15 protein-coding genes and 1 tRNA gene are annotated in these 16,602 nt (G+C 42.8%); 7 read left to right on the top strand and 9 right to left on the bottom strand.

The features are described 5' to 3' along the window. Window positions 1–54: 54 nt before the first annotated feature. From gatB to gatC, 3 genes are read right to left on the bottom strand one after another with little or no spacing between them, the layout of a single operon-like run. Window positions 55–1,530 carry an Asp-tRNA(Asn)/Glu-tRNA(Gln) amidotransferase subunit GatB gene (gene gatB / locus G5T77_RS16210; protein ID WP_034703392.1) on the bottom strand — a complete coding sequence of 492 codons (1,476 nt, stop codon included), beginning with the start codon at window positions 1,528–1,530 and terminating at the stop codon, window positions 55–57. Beyond that, a complete protein-coding gene (gatA, locus tag G5T77_RS16205) occupies window positions 1,530–3,008 on the bottom strand; it encodes an Asp-tRNA(Asn)/Glu-tRNA(Gln) amidotransferase subunit GatA (RefSeq protein WP_166139622.1) in 1,479 nt (492 codons plus the stop codon). Before gatA ends, gatB begins: the two co-directional genes overlap by 1 nt. 52 nt (window positions 3,009–3,060) lie before the next feature. Next, window positions 3,061–3,375 carry an Asp-tRNA(Asn)/Glu-tRNA(Gln) amidotransferase subunit GatC gene (gatC, locus tag G5T77_RS16200; RefSeq protein WP_005234479.1) on the bottom strand — a complete coding sequence of 105 codons (315 nt, stop codon included), beginning with the start codon at window positions 3,373–3,375 and terminating at the stop codon, window positions 3,061–3,063. A 132-nt stretch (window positions 3,376–3,507) separates the two neighbouring features. Between gatC and G5T77_RS16195 the strand changes: the two genes are divergently transcribed. The 6 genes from G5T77_RS16195 to G5T77_RS16170 all read left to right on the top strand — a co-directional run bounded on the left by G5T77_RS16195 (window position 3,508) and on the right by G5T77_RS16170 (window position 8,260). After that, a complete protein-coding gene (locus G5T77_RS16195; RefSeq protein ID WP_005234480.1) occupies window positions 3,508–4,554 on the top strand; it encodes a rod shape-determining protein in 1,047 nt (348 codons plus the stop codon). Window positions 4,555–4,570: 16 nt separating this feature from the next. Next, complete coding sequence (mreC, locus tag G5T77_RS16190) at window positions 4,571–5,428, top strand: rod shape-determining protein MreC (RefSeq protein WP_166139623.1); 858 nt, start codon at window positions 4,571–4,573, stop codon at window positions 5,426–5,428. Then, the gene (gene mreD / locus G5T77_RS16185) at window positions 5,415–5,906 is read left to right on the top strand and encodes a rod shape-determining protein MreD (RefSeq protein ID WP_166139624.1); all 492 of its coding nucleotides are present in this window, start codon (window positions 5,415–5,417) and stop codon (window positions 5,904–5,906) included. Before mreC ends, mreD begins: the two co-directional genes overlap by 14 nt. After that, window positions 5,894–6,460, top strand: a complete 567-nt coding sequence (locus tag G5T77_RS16180) for a Maf family nucleotide pyrophosphatase (protein WP_166139625.1) — start codon at window positions 5,894–5,896, stop codon at window positions 6,458–6,460. Before mreD ends, G5T77_RS16180 begins: the two co-directional genes overlap by 13 nt. A 39-nt stretch (window positions 6,461–6,499) precedes the next feature. Beyond that, window positions 6,500–7,954 carry a ribonuclease G gene (gene rng, locus G5T77_RS16175; protein WP_166139626.1) on the top strand — a complete coding sequence of 485 codons (1,455 nt, stop codon included), beginning with the start codon at window positions 6,500–6,502 and terminating at the stop codon, window positions 7,952–7,954. Window positions 7,955–8,086: 132 nt separating this feature from the next. Beyond that, a complete protein-coding gene (locus tag G5T77_RS16170) occupies window positions 8,087–8,260 on the top strand; it encodes a PA1571 family protein (RefSeq protein ID WP_004783090.1) in 174 nt (57 codons plus the stop codon). 157 nt (window positions 8,261–8,417) lie between these two features. On the opposite strand, the gene G5T77_RS16165 is transcribed toward G5T77_RS16170, so the two are convergent. Further along, a complete protein-coding gene (locus tag G5T77_RS16165; protein ID WP_166139627.1) occupies window positions 8,418–9,800 on the bottom strand; it encodes a wax ester/triacylglycerol synthase family O-acyltransferase in 1,383 nt (460 codons plus the stop codon). Window positions 9,801–9,972: 172 nt separating this feature from the next. Continuing rightward, complete coding sequence (locus tag G5T77_RS16160) at window positions 9,973–10,707, bottom strand: phosphoadenylyl-sulfate reductase (RefSeq protein WP_166139628.1); 735 nt, start codon at window positions 10,705–10,707, stop codon at window positions 9,973–9,975. A gap of 208 nt (window positions 10,708–10,915) precedes the next feature. Between G5T77_RS16160 and thrH the strand changes: the two genes are divergently transcribed. Next, on the top strand, window positions 10,916–11,533 hold the full coding sequence (gene thrH, locus G5T77_RS16155) for a bifunctional phosphoserine phosphatase/homoserine phosphotransferase ThrH (RefSeq protein WP_166139629.1): 618 nt from the start codon (window positions 10,916–10,918) through the stop codon (window positions 11,531–11,533). A 64-nt stretch (window positions 11,534–11,597) separates the two neighbouring features. On the opposite strand, the gene G5T77_RS16150 is transcribed toward thrH, so the two are convergent. From G5T77_RS16150 to G5T77_RS16135, 4 genes are all read right to left on the bottom strand, one after another. After that, window positions 11,598–12,764 (bottom strand): transporter, encoded by a 1,167-nt coding sequence (locus G5T77_RS16150; RefSeq protein ID WP_166139630.1) that lies wholly within the window; start codon window positions 12,762–12,764, stop codon window positions 11,598–11,600. Window positions 12,765–13,078: 314 nt separating this feature from the next. Beyond that, window positions 13,079–14,437: an outer membrane protein transport protein gene (locus G5T77_RS16145; protein ID WP_166139631.1), complete on the bottom strand. Its 1,359-nt coding sequence runs from the start codon at window positions 14,435–14,437 to the stop codon at window positions 13,079–13,081. Window positions 14,438–14,774: 337 nt separating this feature from the next. Continuing rightward, window positions 14,775–14,850 (bottom strand) — tRNA-Arg (locus G5T77_RS16140). A gap of 90 nt (window positions 14,851–14,940) precedes the next feature. Beyond that, window positions 14,941–16,293, bottom strand: a complete 1,353-nt coding sequence (locus G5T77_RS16135; RefSeq protein WP_166139632.1) for an amino acid permease — start codon at window positions 16,291–16,293, stop codon at window positions 14,941–14,943. Window positions 16,294–16,602: the final 309 nt, after the last annotated feature.

Genomic DNA, 16,602 nt, shown 5'->3' with positions numbered 1-16,602 from the left:
CTTAACTGACTGGCATTAGCTCTAAGGCGGGTTTTCTTTTAAATAAAGATCAGATCAACCAATCAATTTCTTCATCAGTTCATTCACTTGAGCAGGGTTCGCCTTACCACGTGATGCTTTCATCACTTGACCCACCAGACCGTTGAAAGCTTTCTCTTTACCAGATTTATACTCTTCCACCATCTTTTCGTTAGCAGCAAGTACTTCCTTAATAATTGCTTCAATCGCGCCTGTATCAGTTTCCTGTTTCAAGCCTTTTTCCGCAATAATTTCGTCCGCAGTTTTGCCTTCTTCCCACATAAAGCCAAACACCTGTTTCGCGATCTTACCGCTAATGGTGTTATCAACAATACGTGCAATCATGCCACCCAGTTTCTCACTCGACACAGGAGAGTCAGCAAGGTCTAGGCCAGCTTTATTTAAAGCACCTGAGAATTCACCCATCACCCAGTTCGCAGCAATCTTACCTTGCGCAGCGCCACCAGCAGCTTTCACCACTTCTTCGTAGAACTCTGACATTTCACGAGTCAGTGTCAGTACGTGAGCATCATACTCAGTCACACCGAAGTCAGCCACGAAACGCGCACGACGTGCCGCAGGCAGCTCAGGCATTTGCGCTTTAATCGCTTCGATTTGCGCATCTGGAATCACCACAGGCAACAGATCTGGATCAGGGAAATAGCGGTAATCGTTCGCTTCTTCCTTAGAACGCATTGAACGGGTTTCCATCTTCACAGGGTCGAATAAACGAGTTTCCTGGTCGATGGTGCCGTCCCATTCCAGAATTTCCATTTGACGTTCAATTTCAACATTGATCGCCTGTTCAATGAAACGGAATGAGTTCAGGTTTTTCAATTCACAACGTGTACCGAATGGTTGACCTGGACGACGTAAAGACACGTTACAGTCGGCACGGAACGAACCTTCTGCCATGTTGCCGTCAGAAATACCTAACCAGCGTACCAGCGTGTGAATCGCCTTGATGTAAGCCACGGCTTCTTCAACCGAACGCATATCAGGTTCAGATACAATCTCAAGTAAAGGTGTGCCTGCACGGTTCAAGTCGATACCTGACATGCCTTCGAACTGGTCGTGGATGGATTTACCAGCATCTTCTTCAAGGTGAGCACGGGTCACGCCAATGCGTTTTACTGTGCCATCTTCAAGCTGGATGTCGATATGACCCAAGCCCACAATCGGGTTGTCCATCTGACTGATCTGATAGCCTTTTGGAGAATCCGGGTAGAAGTAGTTTTTACGTGCAAATACAGAAGCCTGATCGATATACGCATCGATACCCAGACCAAAGCGAATCGCAAGATCAACGACTTCTTTATTCAATACTGGCAATACGCCCGGCATCGCAAGGTCTACAAGGCTCGCCTGAGTGTTTGGATCATTACCAAACTCGGTAGAAGAACCAGAGAAGATTTTAGATTTAGTCGCAAGCTGAGTGTGAATCTCGATACCAATAACGACTTCCCAACCGTCAATCAGGTTAGATTTTGGTTTAGCAGCGTTTTTAGCCATTATGCATTCTCCTCAGCAATTGCAGCGCGTTTAGTATGCCAATCGGTTGCTTGTTGATACTGATGTACCACAGACAACAATTGAGATTCTGACCAGTAGTTACCAATCAACTGTAAGCCAACTGGCAAGTTGTCTTTGTCAAAACCAACAGGCGCGTTAATCGCAGGAAGACCTGCAAGGTTTACCGCGATAGTGTAGATATCACCTAAGTACATTTCCACTGGAGACAGGTTGGCACCGATGCGGTATGCAGTAGTCGGTGCAGAAGGCGCAGCGATCACATCGACTTGCTCGAATGCTTTCAAGAAATCTTGTTGAATTAAGCGACGTACTTTTTGAGCTTTCACATAATAAGCATCGTAATAACCGGCAGACAGGGCATAAGTACCAATCAGGATACGACGTTGAACTTCAGCACCAAAACCTTCTGAACGAGAGCGTTTGTAAAGGTCGAGTAGATCTTTCGGCTCTTCACAACGGTAGCCATAACGTACGCCATCATAACGAGACAGGTTCGAAGATGCTTCAGCAGGTGCGATCAGGTAGTAGGTTGGAACATAAGCTTCAGTCATGTTGAGATCAATCTCAACCAGAATGGCGCCCATTTCTTCCAGTTTTTTCAGTGATTCTTCAACACGTGCTTTAACGTCTGCATCCAGACCTTCAACATTGAAGTACTGTTTTGGAATACCAATACGCAAGCCTTTCACAGAAGTGCCGTTCAGGTTGGCAACGTAGTCATCAACGTCTTTGTCCATTGAAGTTGAGTCTTTGGCATCATGACCGGCCATGACATTCATCAGATAAGCACAGTCTTCAGCTGAACGTGCCATTGGGCCGCCTTGGTCCAAAGATGATGCATACGCGATCATACCAAAACGTGATACACGGCCATAAGTCGGTTTTAAACCAGTCAGACCACAGAAAGATGCTGGTTGACGGATTGAACCACCGGTATCCGTACCGGTTGCAAAAGGTGCTAGATCAGCAGCCACAACCGCAGCAGAACCACCTGAAGAACCGCCTGGAACGTGATCTAGTGCCCAAGGGTTTTTGGTCGCGCCAAAGTAAGATGACTCGGAAGTTGAACCCATGGCGAATTCGTCCATGTTCACTTTACCAAGTGTGACTAAGCCCGCAGCTTTACCTTTCGCTACAACGGTCGCGTCGTAAGGAGAGATAAAATTGTCCAGCATTTTAGAACCGGCAGTGGTTTTAATGCCTTGGGTACAGAAGATATCTTTATGTGCAATGGGCACGCCAGTCAGGGCAGTGGCATTGCCAGCTTTGATTGCAGCATCGGCAGCATCAGCTTGAGCTAATGCCTGTTCAGCAGTCACGGTCACATAAGCTTTGACTTGTGCATCAATTTTTTCGATGCGCTTTAAATAGTGTTGAGTCAATTCGCGGGATGAAAATTGAGCATTTGCCAAACCTTCAGTCAGTTCACGAATGGATAAGCGGTGTAAATCTGTCATGAGAAATAATTCTTTACGTTTAATTTAATAAAAAGAATGAACTGGGTAGTAATTACTCAATCACGCGTGGGACGAGATACAAACCATCCTGTACAGCAGGTGCAACTGCTTGGTATTCCTCACGATGATTGCTTTCCGACACGACATCTTCACGTAAAGGCTGTGGGTGGTCGAAAGGACTTTTCAGTGGTTCAACACCGTCAGTATCGATGCCTTTCAGGGTTTCCATCATGCCTAAAATTTTATTTAAACTTTGAGCATATTCAGCAGATTGCGTATCATTAAGAGATAACCTTGCGAGGTTGGCAATAGCTGAAACTGTTTCTGCATTTAAATCTGCAGAAGACTGTGCATCCGATGTAGACATAATATTACCTAATCAGTATTAAAAAAATTCAAATTATCATGCGTTATGATAAGCGATTGACTTGTCCAAATCATCACATTTAGTTAAAGTGGCCACCTTGCGTCCATATAAAGTTTAACTGAGAACGTCCCCGTGATTCTAAAACGACTAATAGGCTTGTTTTCGCCAGATCTCGCTATTGATTTAGGTACTGCAAATACACTTATTTATGCGCCAGGACGAGGCATTATATTAAATGAACCGACGGTTGTAGCCATCCGTCACAGTGGTTCACATAAAATTGTTGCTGCCGTAGGTCTTGACGCGAAACAAATGCTTGGTCGTACCCCAGCAAATATTTCTGCAATCCGTCCGATGAAAGATGGCGTGATTGCGGATTTCGAAGTGACCGAAACCATGTTAAATCAGTTCATTGGTAAGGTACACGAAAAACGTTTATTCCCGCCAGCGCCACGCGTGGTGGTTTGCGTGCCATGTAAATCGACACTGGTTGAACGCCGTGCGATCCGTGAAGCAGTTTATAATGCGGGTGCACGTGAAGTACGTCTGATTGAAGAGCCGATGGCAGCTGCAATTGGTGCAGGCATGCCGGTTGAGCAGGCGTGTGGTTCGATGGTTGTTGATGTGGGCGGCGGTACAACTGAGATTGCAGTAATTTCATTACAGGGCTGTGTATATGCAGACTCGCTGCGTATTGGCGGTGATGTATTTGATGAACAGATCATCAACTACGTACGTAAGGCACATGGTTGCGTGATCGGTGAAACCACAGCTGAAGTGATCAAAAAAGAAGTTGGCATGGCACTTCCAGATGAAGGTGCAAAACCACTGGAAATTGAAGTCCGTGGCCGTAACCTGGCTGAAGGTGTGCCTCGTGCGATTGTGGTGAACTCGGATGAAGTCACTCAAGCGATTTCTGATCCACTACAAAACATCGTGTCTGCGGTGAAATCTGCACTGGAACAGACACCTCCTGAACTGTCTTCTGACATCGCTGAACGCGGGATCGTGTTGACCGGTGGTGGTGCATTGCTGCGTAACCTGGACAAGCTGCTTGCCAAAGAAACAGGTCTGCCTGTGGTGGTTGCTGAAGATCCACTGTCTTGCGTGACTCGTGGTGGTGGTAAGGTACTCGAATTCTTCGACAATCCAAATCATGACATGTTATTTGTAGGCTAAGACAAGGATTCGGCGGGTGCAAGCACATCTGTTTTCTCGACAACCGCCATCTTTTCGCTCTTTTATCATTGCACTGATAACATGTCTGGTGGTGCTGTTCTTTGACTGGCGCATGCCACATGTTGTTCAACCTGCAAGGGATGTCTTGTACGCGGCCTATAACCCCATTTATGCCGTGGCCAGCTATCCGGTACTGTCGCGAGAATGGCTGAATCAACAAACCAAATCTGAAGCGCAACTGCGTCGTGAAAATACCGCGATGCAGGCTGAGCTATTGCAGGCGCAAGTTCGCCTACAAAAAATTGCAGAACTTTCTGCAGAAAATACTCGTTTACGCGGTCTTTTAGATACCCCTCTGATTCTTGATGGACGTATGGAAATTGCTGAGGTCATTGGTACCGATGCTGATCCGTTGCGCCATATCATCGTGATCAACCGTGGTTCCAATAATAAGCTGAAAGTCGGTCAGACCGTACTGGATGACATGGGGATTATGGGACAGATTATTGATGTCTATCCGCATAGTAGCCGGGTCATGCTGCTCTCTGATAAAGAACACTCCTTGTCTGTACGTCTGGAACATACCGGCATGCGTGCCATTGTGTCAGGGACCGGGGATCTGGGACGCCTGAAAATGGAATATGTACCGACCAGCGCCAATATCAAAGTTGGTGAAAAAGTTTACAGCTCGGGTCTGGGACAGCATTTTCCGGCAGGTTATCTGGTGGGGACGGTCTCTAACGTGAAACGGCATAATTCAGGAGAATTTGCCCAGATTGATGTTACTCCAGCGGCACAGTTGGCCGGTGGTCATCATGTCGTCGTGCTGTTCTCTGACTCATTAGCGATGGAGCAACCGCATGTCAATCGCTAAGATGCGACCTAAAACACATCGTGATCCTTTATTTGCCATTGTCATTTCGGTGATCGTGGCTTCTGTTCTCTCAGTCTATCCACTGTCTTACGAGACCTCGGGATGGCGTCCATTATTTATGTTAATGGTCATGCTGTTCTGGGTGTTGTGTCAGCCGACCTGGTGTGGAATCTGGTTTGCATTTGCTACCGGGATCTTCATTGATTTACTGCTTGATGCGCCTTTAGGTCTCAATGCACTTAGCTTTATCATCATTGCTTTTGTGGCACGTTTCCTGACCCGTGAGCGCCGTATTCTGACCTTTGCTAATTTATGGGTCATTACGGCAATTGCGATTCTGGCACATTTGATGATTATTTTCTTTGCCCAGATTTCGACCGGCGTACAATTCTCATTTGCACGACATTGGATTCCCATGCTGACTAGTGTCATCATATGGCCAGTGCTTTATTACTTTTTGAGAAAATGGCGCATTTAATTCTTGCTTCCAGCTCACCCCGACGCCGTGAACTTCTGCAGCAACTCGGGCTGAACTTTGAGATCTGTAACCCAGATGTAGACGAATCTATACTGGAAAATGAGTCCATTGCAGCCTATGTCGAACGTCTGGCGCAAGTCAAAGCGGAAGCGGTGGCCAAGCTGTTTCCGGATGCCATTATTATTGCTGCGGATACCAGTTTAGGTGTTAATAATGAGATTTTGGGGAAACCTGAATCCAAACAGCATGCCTTTGAAATGTGGGAAAAAATTTCAGGGAGATGGCATGATGTGTATACTGGGGTGTGCGTCCGCACAAAAGAAGAAAAATACAGTATAGTAGTCCGTACACAGGTTGAATTTCAGCCACTAAATAGCCATGATATGGAAAGTTACTGGGCAACAGGTGAGCCGCTTGGGAAAGCAGGCGCCTATGCAATACAGGGAATTGCAGCGCGTTATATTCCAAGAATAGAAGGTAGTTATTCTAATGTAGTGGGATTGCCACTATATGAAACAGTACAGTTATTGCAGACGGTTAAGGCACTAAATTAACTGCTGAAAAAGAATTCTTATAATGTTTTGAGTGTTGTTATGTCTGACGAGTTGTTGATTAACGTCACACCGATGGAATGTCGGGTGGCGTTGATTGAAAACGGCACGGTGAATGAACTGTTTGTCGAGCGTACGGCCAAGCGCGGATTGGTCGGGAATATCTATAAAGGAAAAGTGGTCCGGGTCTTGCCGGGCATGCAGGCCGCTTTTGTTGATATTGGCCTGTCCAGAACGGCATTTTTGCATATCAATGACATGGTCTGGCCACGTAACCAGCCAACGCCGAATGTATTCGAACTGCTGCAGCCGGGTCTGATTCTTACCGTTCAGGTGATGAAAGACATGCTCGGTACCAAGGGCGCACGTCTATCTACTGATCTTTCTATTCCTTCACGTTATTTAGTTCTGATGCCATATGGCAATCATATTGGTGTATCGCAGCGGATTGAATCCGAAGATGAACGCAATCGTTTACGCTCGATCATTGAGCGTATTCAGGCAGAACACAAGTTGCCAGGCTCCGTGATTGTCCGTACTGCTGCGGATGGCATTGAAGAAGAGGCGATTGCACAGGATATGGCTTACTTAGCCAAACTGTGGGAATACATCCAGCGCAAACAAAAAGTAATCGCAGTGCCTTCATTGATCTTTGAAGAACTGCCTTTGCCACAGCGTGTCATTCGTGACCTGGCTAATGAAGAAACCGGAAAGATCTATATCGATTCACGCGAAATCCACGGCAAGCTGAAAGAGTTTGTGGATGAGTTCGTGCCGAACATGAAAGACCGTTTGCTACATTATCCGGGCGAGCGACCAATTTTCGATTTGTACAATGTCGAAGAAGATCTGCAAAAGGCTTTACAAACCCGTGTAGCACTGAAGTCCGGTGGTTATCTGATGATTGATCAGACCGAAGCCATGACTACGATTGACGTCAATACCGGCTCCTATGTCGGTGGTCGCTCGCTGGAAGATACGGTGTTTAAAACCAATATGGAAGCCACACAGGTGATTGCACGTCAGCTGCGTCTGCGTAATCTGGGCGGTATTATCATCATCGACTTCATTGACATGCAGGAAGCCCAGCACCGTGAAGAGGTGATGAACCAGTTTGTGAAAATGCTGGAACGTGATCATGCCAAAACCAAGATCACCCAGGTGTCTGAACTGGGGCTAGTAGAGATGACGCGTAAGCGTACCCGTGAGTCTTTGGAACACTTGTTATGCGAGTCCTGTCCAACCTGTCAGGGACGTGGATATGTGAAAACAGCAGAATCAGTGTGTTACGAAATCTTTCGGGAAATCCTACGCTATGCTCGCGCTTATGAATCACAGAGTGGCTTTACTGTCGTTGCCCATCCGGCAGTGATTGATCGGCTGTTGACTGCAGAAGCACCGGCTGTGGCGGATCTGGAACACTTTATTAATCGTGTAATTAAATTCCAGGTCGAAAATTTATACACGCAAGAGCAATACGATATCATTCTCAGCTGAAATTGTAACAGAATATCGTTAAACACTTGTTACATCTGAAATTTTACAACTCTACTGATATTTACAATACTAGAAACATCAAATTAGCCAAAGCCTTTCTCCCAGTTCTAGGCTTAGCAAAAGGAGTCTATGATGAGTATGAGTAAAGTTGTAATCAATAAAAGCTTGAAACACGTATTAGAACCAAAGGCTGTGCATGCAGGATATATTGTGGATGAACGCGGGAATGAAGTTCAGATTACAGCTTCTATGATTCGCTCTGTCTGCCATCAGTTATTGAAACAATGTCGTACTATTAAAAGTTAATTAAACCAAAATAGATTGCGGTTGTATGAATTTCATTCAAACTGTAAAAAGAATAAAATAAAGGGGCTTAAATTGCCCCTTTATTTTTTACTAAATGATTGGCAAAAGTGCTCACACACTTTTTAGCAGTCCATTGCCAGATTTTATTCGTCCGCGGCTAACTGACCGCTTTCAACTTTGGGACGGGTTCACCATCCACAATCCGTTCGAAGCGTTGAATTTCTTCTTCAAGATGAGTCAATAGATTCTGCATTTTGGGTAGAGCATTACGGCAAGCAGTAAGACCTACTTCAAGCTTGTCCATATAACTGGTCATGGTGATATTCAGTGCCTGTCCATCCAGTACAATCGAAGCCGGATATAAGGCTTCCAAACGTGCGCCATTCCAGTACAGAGGTTCCTGAGGACCAGGGACATTGGAAATGATCACGTTAAATGCCTGACGTTTTGGCATTAAGCCAGATGCAATATTGAATCCTGCAAGACCGTAGACAAAAGCACTATAGTTCAGAATCTGATTGGCATTCATGCGCTTAAAGCGTTCTTTAGCACTGAGTACACTGCGACGTACCGTTTTAAGACGCTCCAAAGGATCATCCTTATGCGTGCCCAGATTCGCCAGAATCATGGTAATACGGTTGGAAACATCGGAGTCATCGCTACGTACAGAAGCGGGCACCATTGCAATTAATGGTTTTTTCGGCAAGGCATTTTGTGTGAGTAAATATTCGCGTAAGGCACCTGAACAGATCGCTAACACGATATCATTAATCGTTACACCTAAAGCTTTAGAAATATGACGCAGACGCGAGAACTCAAAAGATTGGGCTGCGAAACGACGAGAGGCACTGACACGCTGATTTAAAATAGAACTTGGTGCCTGAAAGCTGGACACATAATCCGGATTACGCCCCATATCTTTTAGTACGGTTTGTGATAATTCATAAGCCACTCGTGGCGTACATTCCAGCTGGCCTTTAATCGCCTGTAACACATTCTTCATGCGGCTGACTTTCGGCGCTTTCAGACGTTTTGCTCGTGGACCTTCTACACACCAAGGTGGCACAATACTTTTCGCATGTGGATCATGGGAAAGTGATTTTTCTACCAGACGCATGCCTGCAATACCATCTACCATCGCATGGTGAATCTTGAAGTACATGGCAAAACGGTTGCCTTCAATGCCTTCAATAATATTACAGGTCCATAAAGGTTTAGCACGGTCAATCAGTGCGCTGTGTTCTTGGGAAATATAAGTCAGCAGCTCGCGGATACGCCCAGGTTTCGGTAAGGCAATATGACGAAAATGATGATCTAAATCAAACTCTTCATCTTCATCCCAAAATAAACCGTTTAAATAGTTATTAAATGGAGGAATCGGTGAGGATTTGGAATTGCGAATATCAGTCACCAGATCCCGGATAAAAGAGGCTGGTGCATTGTCAGGAATTTGAAACAAAAATAACCCGCCTACATGCATAGGCTGCTGCCGTTTCTCTAAAGACAAAAAAATAAAGTCAATCGGATGTAATGGACGCATAGCGTAGATTGCCTCACTGCATTTTCTTCAGCTGCTCATGTATAAGCAACCTTGTTAGAATTATTGGTATCACATTACAAAGTATAGCGATTTTGTCGCATAAAGGTACTGATTTTTCTGTAGCCGATTGGTTCACAAAAAAACCACCCGACGAACGGATGGTTTTTTAAGATTATTTTTTCAAGTTCCCGGCATGCAAGCCACATTCTTTATGGGTGGCTTCTTCCCACCACCAGCGTCCTTCACGTTCATGCTGATTTGGCAGCACAGGACGGGTACAAGGTTCACAGCCAATGGAGATAAAACCTTTTTCATGTAGTGAGTTGTATGGAATTTCCATCATTCGGATATAATTCCACACATCTGCACTAGACCAGTTGGCAAGGGGATTATATTTAATCAGCTGTTTGCCTGGACCAGAAAAACCTTCATCAGATTGAACCACTGGAATGTCATTACGTGTTCCCGGGCTTTGGTCTTTACGCTGACCGGTAATCCAGCCATCTAAAGTTGCCAGTTTTTTGCGTAAAGGTTGCACCTTGCGGATTCCGCAACATTCCTGATGGCCGTCACGGTAGAAACTGAACAAACCTTTTTCAGTCGTCAGTTGTTGAATCGCATCTGTTTCCGGGAAACAGATTTCGATATCAATATTATAGTGCTGGCGAACTTTTTCAATAAATTGATAAGTCTCAGCATGCAGACGCCCTGTATCCAGGCTAAATACCCGGAAAGGTTTACCTAAATTAGATGCCATATCAATCAGTACAACATCTTCTGCACCAGAAAATGAAATGGCAATTTCGCCTTCCTGCTCGAGAGCAAGCGCTAAAATTTCACTTGGTGATTTATCTGCATATTCAGATGCAAGCGCATCTACCATAGCAATAGTGGGGATTTTGGTCATATGAGTCCTGGCGGCATAGGCTTGGAAATGACGTGGCCTATATGAATTTATTTCAGATTTATTCTATTTTAATAGAAATGCCCAAAGCTACTTATCACTAAAAAATAAATACTTATGAAAAAAACAGATTTAAAAAAGAACAGTGCAAAATCTTTTTCTTCAGCTATGATAGGGCAAAATTTTTTCAATACAACTGAGGGGATGCTTCATGGAAGTCGTATGTCTAGATCTAGAGGGCGTTTTGGTTCCAGAAATCTGGATCAATTTTGCTAAAAAAACAGGTATTAAAGAGCTCGAAGCAACGACACGTGATATTCCTGACTATGATGTGTTGATGACCCAGCGTTTGAATATTTTAAAACAGCATGGTTTGGGTCTAAATGATATCCAGGCTGTGATTGCGGATATGGGGCCATTTGAAGGCGCCAAGGAATTTGTAGAATGGGTAAGTACTCATTTTCAGCTGATTATTCTGTCTGACACTTTCTATGAATTTGCTCATCCTCTAATGAAGCAACTAGGCTGGCCAACGATTTTCTGTCATAAGCTGGAAACTGATGAAGAGGGCATGATCACTGCTTATAAACTTCGTCAGCCGGACCAAAAACGTCAAGCCGTAAAAGCATTACATGGCTTGAACTTCCGTGTGATTGCAGCAGGAGATTCTTATAATGATACCACGATGCTAGGTGAAGCAGATCATGGTTTCCTATTTGATGCGCCTGAAAATGTGATTGCTGAATTCCCGCAATTCCCAGCAATTCATGGTTATGATGCGTTAAAAGAAGCAATTCGTAATGCTTCCGTACGTGATATTCCAGCTTAATTTTTAAGTTTGTGAAATAAAACAAAGGGCGCTTATAGCGCCCTTTGTTTATGAATTTGCTTGATTAGAAGCGATAGCCGATTTTCATACCATAGCCAAGAGCATAGTTATTCTCGAAATTAGCTTTAACAATCCCACCAGTTTGTGCTTGTGCATCACCTAACCAGAAATATTTAACACCAGCTTGGATAAAATAGTTTTCGGCAGGGCTGTACTGACCGCCCATGCCTACACTCCAGTAACCTTCAGTTGGGCCAAGAGTAGTAACCGGGTTACCTGCACCAGAATCGTACCCAACCGCTGCTGTACCAGACCATTTAGCATTGAACTTATGACCTAAACCCAAAGTTGCTGAATATTGGTCATCAGAATAATCAATTAGATTTTGTTTCGCACCTAATGCTGCAGTGGTATTAGCTAAGAATTTAGGGGTTACAACAAAGTTATCCCAATGTACCCAACGTAAATTTGCAAAAGCTAGTGTATTAGGTGAAATTCCACTTTGTAAGTCAATATTAACTGATTGTGGCGTTATCGCATCTACTTCATTTATATCAGCAAAGCCTGGAATTAAATTATATGTTTCTGTAGATTTGGCACTATGTTTGATTTCTGAACGATAGGTAACACCTGCTTTTAAAGCAATTTCTGGAATTTGATAAGCAAATCCTGCTAACCAGCCCCATGCTTCTTCTTGTTCTAGTTCAATATTATAACCACTTAATGTGCCAGTAGGTGGTTTTGCATATGCCAGGCCGCGTAACTTAATATTTGCTTCAACTGTTTGCCAGACTGGACCTACATAAAAATTCCAGTTTTCTGTAGGTTGGTAGCCAATTAAAGCGGTTATATTATGAGTGTCTACTTCAACAGAAGTGCCCTCTGCACCATTACCGAATGATCCGGCAACTGAAGAATACTTTGCATCAGCACCAAATGGTTGATCATAAATCAAGCCTAATGAAATTTTATCGGTCGCTTGTACTTTAATAGCTGCAGATGGGAAGTAATAGTCTTCACCCATATCACTGATTTTTTCGCCTTCTAAACCAGTTACTGTAGAAGAACCTTTTACAGTTGGATCTAAAACAGAAATACCGGCTTCCGCATAATTACCCGGCTGTAAAAAAGCAGAAATAGATTGACCAGAACGGTCTAGGCCAGCTGCTTGAACTGCAGAAAGAGGTAAAGTGCTAAGTAAAATAGCAGAATAAATTTTATTGAGCTTCATGGTACGTTCCCTGATGCCATCTGTAACAAAAATGTGCTGGAAAAGTAACATAATTTTAAAAAGAGTAAATACTCAGCTTTGTCGAAGAAATGAACTAAGGCGGTTAAATAAAAGGGTTGCTTAGAGTATTTATACTATATTTTTATATTAACTAAATGATAAATAAGAAAATAAAAATAAAAGATAAATTTTAAAAAATTAATATTTGGAGCAGGATTAATTGCTTGTAAAACAAGCAAATGATATGCAAGTGTATAAAATTAGAGTTAAAGAATAAAAAACCACTCGAAAGTGGTTTTTTATTTAATCAGCGCTTAGAAGCGGTAGCCCATTTTTAAACCATAAGCAATCGCATTATTATCTTCAAATTTACCTGCACTCGCATCCATACCTGGGACTGAATGTGCACCTGTAACAGCATCTGCATCACCTAGCCAGAAATATTTCACACCACCAGCAATAAAGGTTGAAGGTGTAGGACTAAATTGTAGACCTAGACCAACATTCCAATAGCCTTCAGTTGGTCCTAAAGTTGATACAGGGTTACCTGCGCCAGAGTCCCAACCTACAGAGACATTACCTGCCCATTGTTCACTAAACTTACGTCCAACACCTGCAGTTGCAGACCATTGGTCATCTGAATAATCAACTAGGTTAAAACCTCCAGCATAACCTGGTGGGTTCGATACTAATGGAGAAACTGCTTCTGATGCTATACCAAATTTATAAGGACGGATTGAGAAATCAGACCATTCTACCCAACGCACATTCAAGAAAGCTACAGTATTTTCCATAATGCCTGACTGAAGATCAAGATTCACAGATTGTGGCGTAGTAATCGTAGTTTTACCAGGAGTAGCATTTGCTGATTGTAAGCCGTTAGCTGCAAGTATGAGTCCACCAATTTGTTGTTGTAATGCAGGTGGTAAATTTGGAATATTTTGTGGTCCTCCAATACTTGTTAGGGTAGCGTCACGTAATGCACCAAGATTATCTGCTAAACCTATTGATTCAGTAGCACTTACAGAGTGATCAATTTCAGAGCGGTAGGTTAAAGATGCTTTAAGTGCAATTTCTGGAATTTGAAAAGCAATACCTGCTAACCAACCTAAATCACCATCTTCTTTAATCTGCATATCATAGCCATTGAATGCGCTGTAGATATCCCCACGAAGACTTACATTACCTTTCACTGTTTGATAAACAGGACCTGCATAAATATTCCAATTTTCAGTTGGTTGAAAACCAAAAATAAAAGAAAGATTTTGAGTGTCTACTTCAACTTTAGTACCACCAGTTACATCTGGGTTTGCTAAAGTATTACCTAAAACAGTTTGGGTGCCATTTGAAGTAAATAAATTATTTCCAGAGTATTCTGCATCAGCACCAAAAGGCTGATCATAAAGTAAACCAAAAGAGAAATTATCAGTTACTTGTAGCTTTAAAGCTGCAGAAGGGAAATAATAATCACCTGCCATATCACCAGTAGATGTACCTGCTTTATCTTTGCCTGAAACATCTGGATCTAATATAGAAATACCTGCTTCAAAATAGTTACCAGGTTGTAGGAAGGCTGCAATAGATTGGCCTGAACGATCTAGTGCTGCTGCAAATGCGCCTGTCATAGGCACAGTTGCAAGAATCATTGCAGTAGTTAATGTTTTTAATTTCATTTACGTCTTTCCTTGAGGTACAAATTTATATCTAGCGTTGTTGTTTGCACTTATTAAATTCTTGGAGATTTCGGGTATTTATCCGCAATCATTTGTTACTCCATGTGACAAAAATAGCACAATTAAAATAAGAGTAAATGCTCTAGAAAAAACTAATTAGTCTAAAAAAGCACCAAAATAGAGTTTTTGCACCAAAAAATAACTGTATTTTAAAATAAGTATTTGAAAGTAAAAGAAATAAAATAATGGAGAAAAAATGATTTTTTGTATAAAAAATATTCTAAAAATATGAAGATTAACGTTAATTTTTTGAAGTATAGATCACATTTTGAAAGGATGGTGCGCCCTGCGGGACTCGAACCCACGTCGGTCGCTTAGGAGGCAACTGCTCTATCCAGTTAAGCTAAGGGCGCGAAAGAAGGCTATTGTACTGTAAAAAATGCAAAAAAAAAGTTATTGCCGAAGCAATAACTTTAAAAATCATCGATTAAAAGATTTTTTGATTAATTCTTAGGGCGCAGTGCCTTAAACAGAATAAACATGATCACTACCCAGATCGGAAGCATCAGTACTGATTCTTTAAAGCCTTGTGTCCACATGATGTAAAGAATGGTTGCAATGAAAGCTAAAACCAGAATATTACTTGCAGGTGACCACAATGCAGGGAAACTGGTCTTTTGTCCTAACTGCTTCATGCTTTGCATAAACTTGAAGTGGGTCAAGCTAATCATGGCCCAGTTCAGTACCAATGCACCTACCACCACATAAATCAGGTGACTTAAGGCATCTTCAGGAACAAAGTAGTTTAGGAGTACACAGCCGAAAATCAGCAGGGCAGAGAACAGAACTGCAGGAATTGGCACCCCTTGCTTGTTCACAGTCTTGAAGATTTTAGGGGCATTACCTTGCTGTGCCAGACCATAAAGCATACGGCTATTGGCATACATACCACTGTTATAAACAGAGAGTGCCGCTGTCAGGATGATGAAGTTCAGTAAATGTGCTGCCCAGTCAATGCCTAGTTGGCTGAAGATCATCACAAACGGGCTTTTATCTAGGCCGCCAAGCTCTAACTGATTCCAAGGTACTAAAGACAATAGAATGGTCAATGCACCTACATAGAATACCAGAATACGGAATACGACCTGATTAATCGCTTTTGGAATGGTTTTTTCTGGATTTTCAGCTTCTGCTGCCGCCATCCCGATCAGTTCAATCCCACCGAAGGCAAACATCAGGAAGGCCAGCATATAGAATAAGCCTTCAAAACCATTCGGGAAGAAACCGCCTGCTGTCCAAAGGTTGCTGAAAGAAGCTCCTGAAGATGCATCAGCAGTCAGGATCAGATAGAGACCAAAGACAATCATAGAAACGACCGCAGTCACTTTCACAATAGACAGCCAGAATTCTGATTCACCGTAGAATTTCACATTGCCGAGATTGACCAGCGTAATTACGATGAAGAAAAACAGGACTGAGGTCCAAGCAGGAATATGAGGCCACCAGTAATTAATATATTTTGCAACGGCGGTGAGCTCGGTCATAGCCACCAGGATATATAAGATCCAGTAGTTCCAACCCGCAAGGAAACCAGGGAATTTGCCCCAGTATTTATAAGCAAAATGGCTGAATGAACCTGCTACAGGTTCATGAACAATCATCTCACCCAATTGACGCATGATTAAGAATGCAATTAAGCCACCAATGGCATAGCCAAGAATAATAGAAGGACCCGCAGATTGGATCACCTGTGCGGAACCTAAGAATAAGCCTGTGCCAATTGCACCGCCCATGGCGATCAACTGAATATGACGGTTCTTTAAGCCACGCTGAAGTTGTGAAGACTCGTTATTCAAAGTGTTCAGCCCGACAATGTAAGAAATAGGTATAAAGATTGTAATGGAACAAAGATAAGAAGCCTAGAGCACCCGTCTGGATGAAATATTATTATCGTATTTATAAAAAAAAATTATAAAAATAAATAGAATAAAAGATATGTGAATCAATATATTAATTTTATTGAAAATGTAACTGATGAGTTTGCTGTTTTTATAACTCGACACAAATGCTGTTTTTTTATACTTAGGTCGGGCAAGGCAGCTACTTGGCTTTAAACCGATTATACTCGTCTCACAAATATTCAATAAGGCTCTAGACTAGCAAAA

It is taken from the genome of Acinetobacter sp. GFQ9D191M, assembly GCF_011174875.1.
Lineage (GTDB): Bacteria > Pseudomonadota > Gammaproteobacteria > Pseudomonadales > Moraxellaceae > Acinetobacter.
This window is presented reverse-complemented; position numbering and strand designations above follow the sequence as displayed.

Bases quoted from the DNA above. Each gene is read 5' to 3' on its own strand.
- gatB (WP_034703392.1), bottom strand. From the start codon at position 1,530: ATGGCTAAAAACGCTGCTAAACCAAAATCTAACCTGATTGACGGTTGG.
- gatA (WP_166139622.1), bottom strand. From the start codon at position 3,008: ATGACAGATTTACACCGCTTATCCATTCGTGAACTGACTGAAGGTTTG.
- gatC (WP_005234479.1), bottom strand. From the start codon at position 3,375: ATGTCTACATCGGATGCACAGTCTTCTGCAGATTTAAATGCAGAAACA.
- mreD (WP_166139624.1), top strand. From the start codon at position 5,415: ATGTCAATCGCTAAGATGCGACCTAAAACACATCGTGATCCTTTATTT.
- G5T77_RS16180 (WP_166139625.1), top strand. From the start codon at position 5,894: ATGGCGCATTTAATTCTTGCTTCCAGCTCACCCCGACGCCGTGAACTT.
- rng (WP_166139626.1), top strand. From the start codon at position 6,500: ATGTCTGACGAGTTGTTGATTAACGTCACACCGATGGAATGTCGGGTG.
- G5T77_RS16170 (WP_004783090.1), top strand. From the start codon at position 8,087: ATGAGTATGAGTAAAGTTGTAATCAATAAAAGCTTGAAACACGTATTA.
- G5T77_RS16165 (WP_166139627.1), bottom strand. From the start codon at position 9,800: ATGCGTCCATTACATCCGATTGACTTTATTTTTTTGTCTTTAGAGAAA.
- G5T77_RS16160 (WP_166139628.1), bottom strand. From the start codon at position 10,707: ATGACCAAAATCCCCACTATTGCTATGGTAGATGCGCTTGCATCTGAA.
- thrH (WP_166139629.1), top strand. From the start codon at position 10,916: ATGGAAGTCGTATGTCTAGATCTAGAGGGCGTTTTGGTTCCAGAAATC.
- G5T77_RS16150 (WP_166139630.1), bottom strand. From the start codon at position 12,764: ATGAAGCTCAATAAAATTTATTCTGCTATTTTACTTAGCACTTTACCT.
- G5T77_RS16145 (WP_166139631.1), bottom strand. From the start codon at position 14,437: ATGAAATTAAAAACATTAACTACTGCAATGATTCTTGCAACTGTGCCT.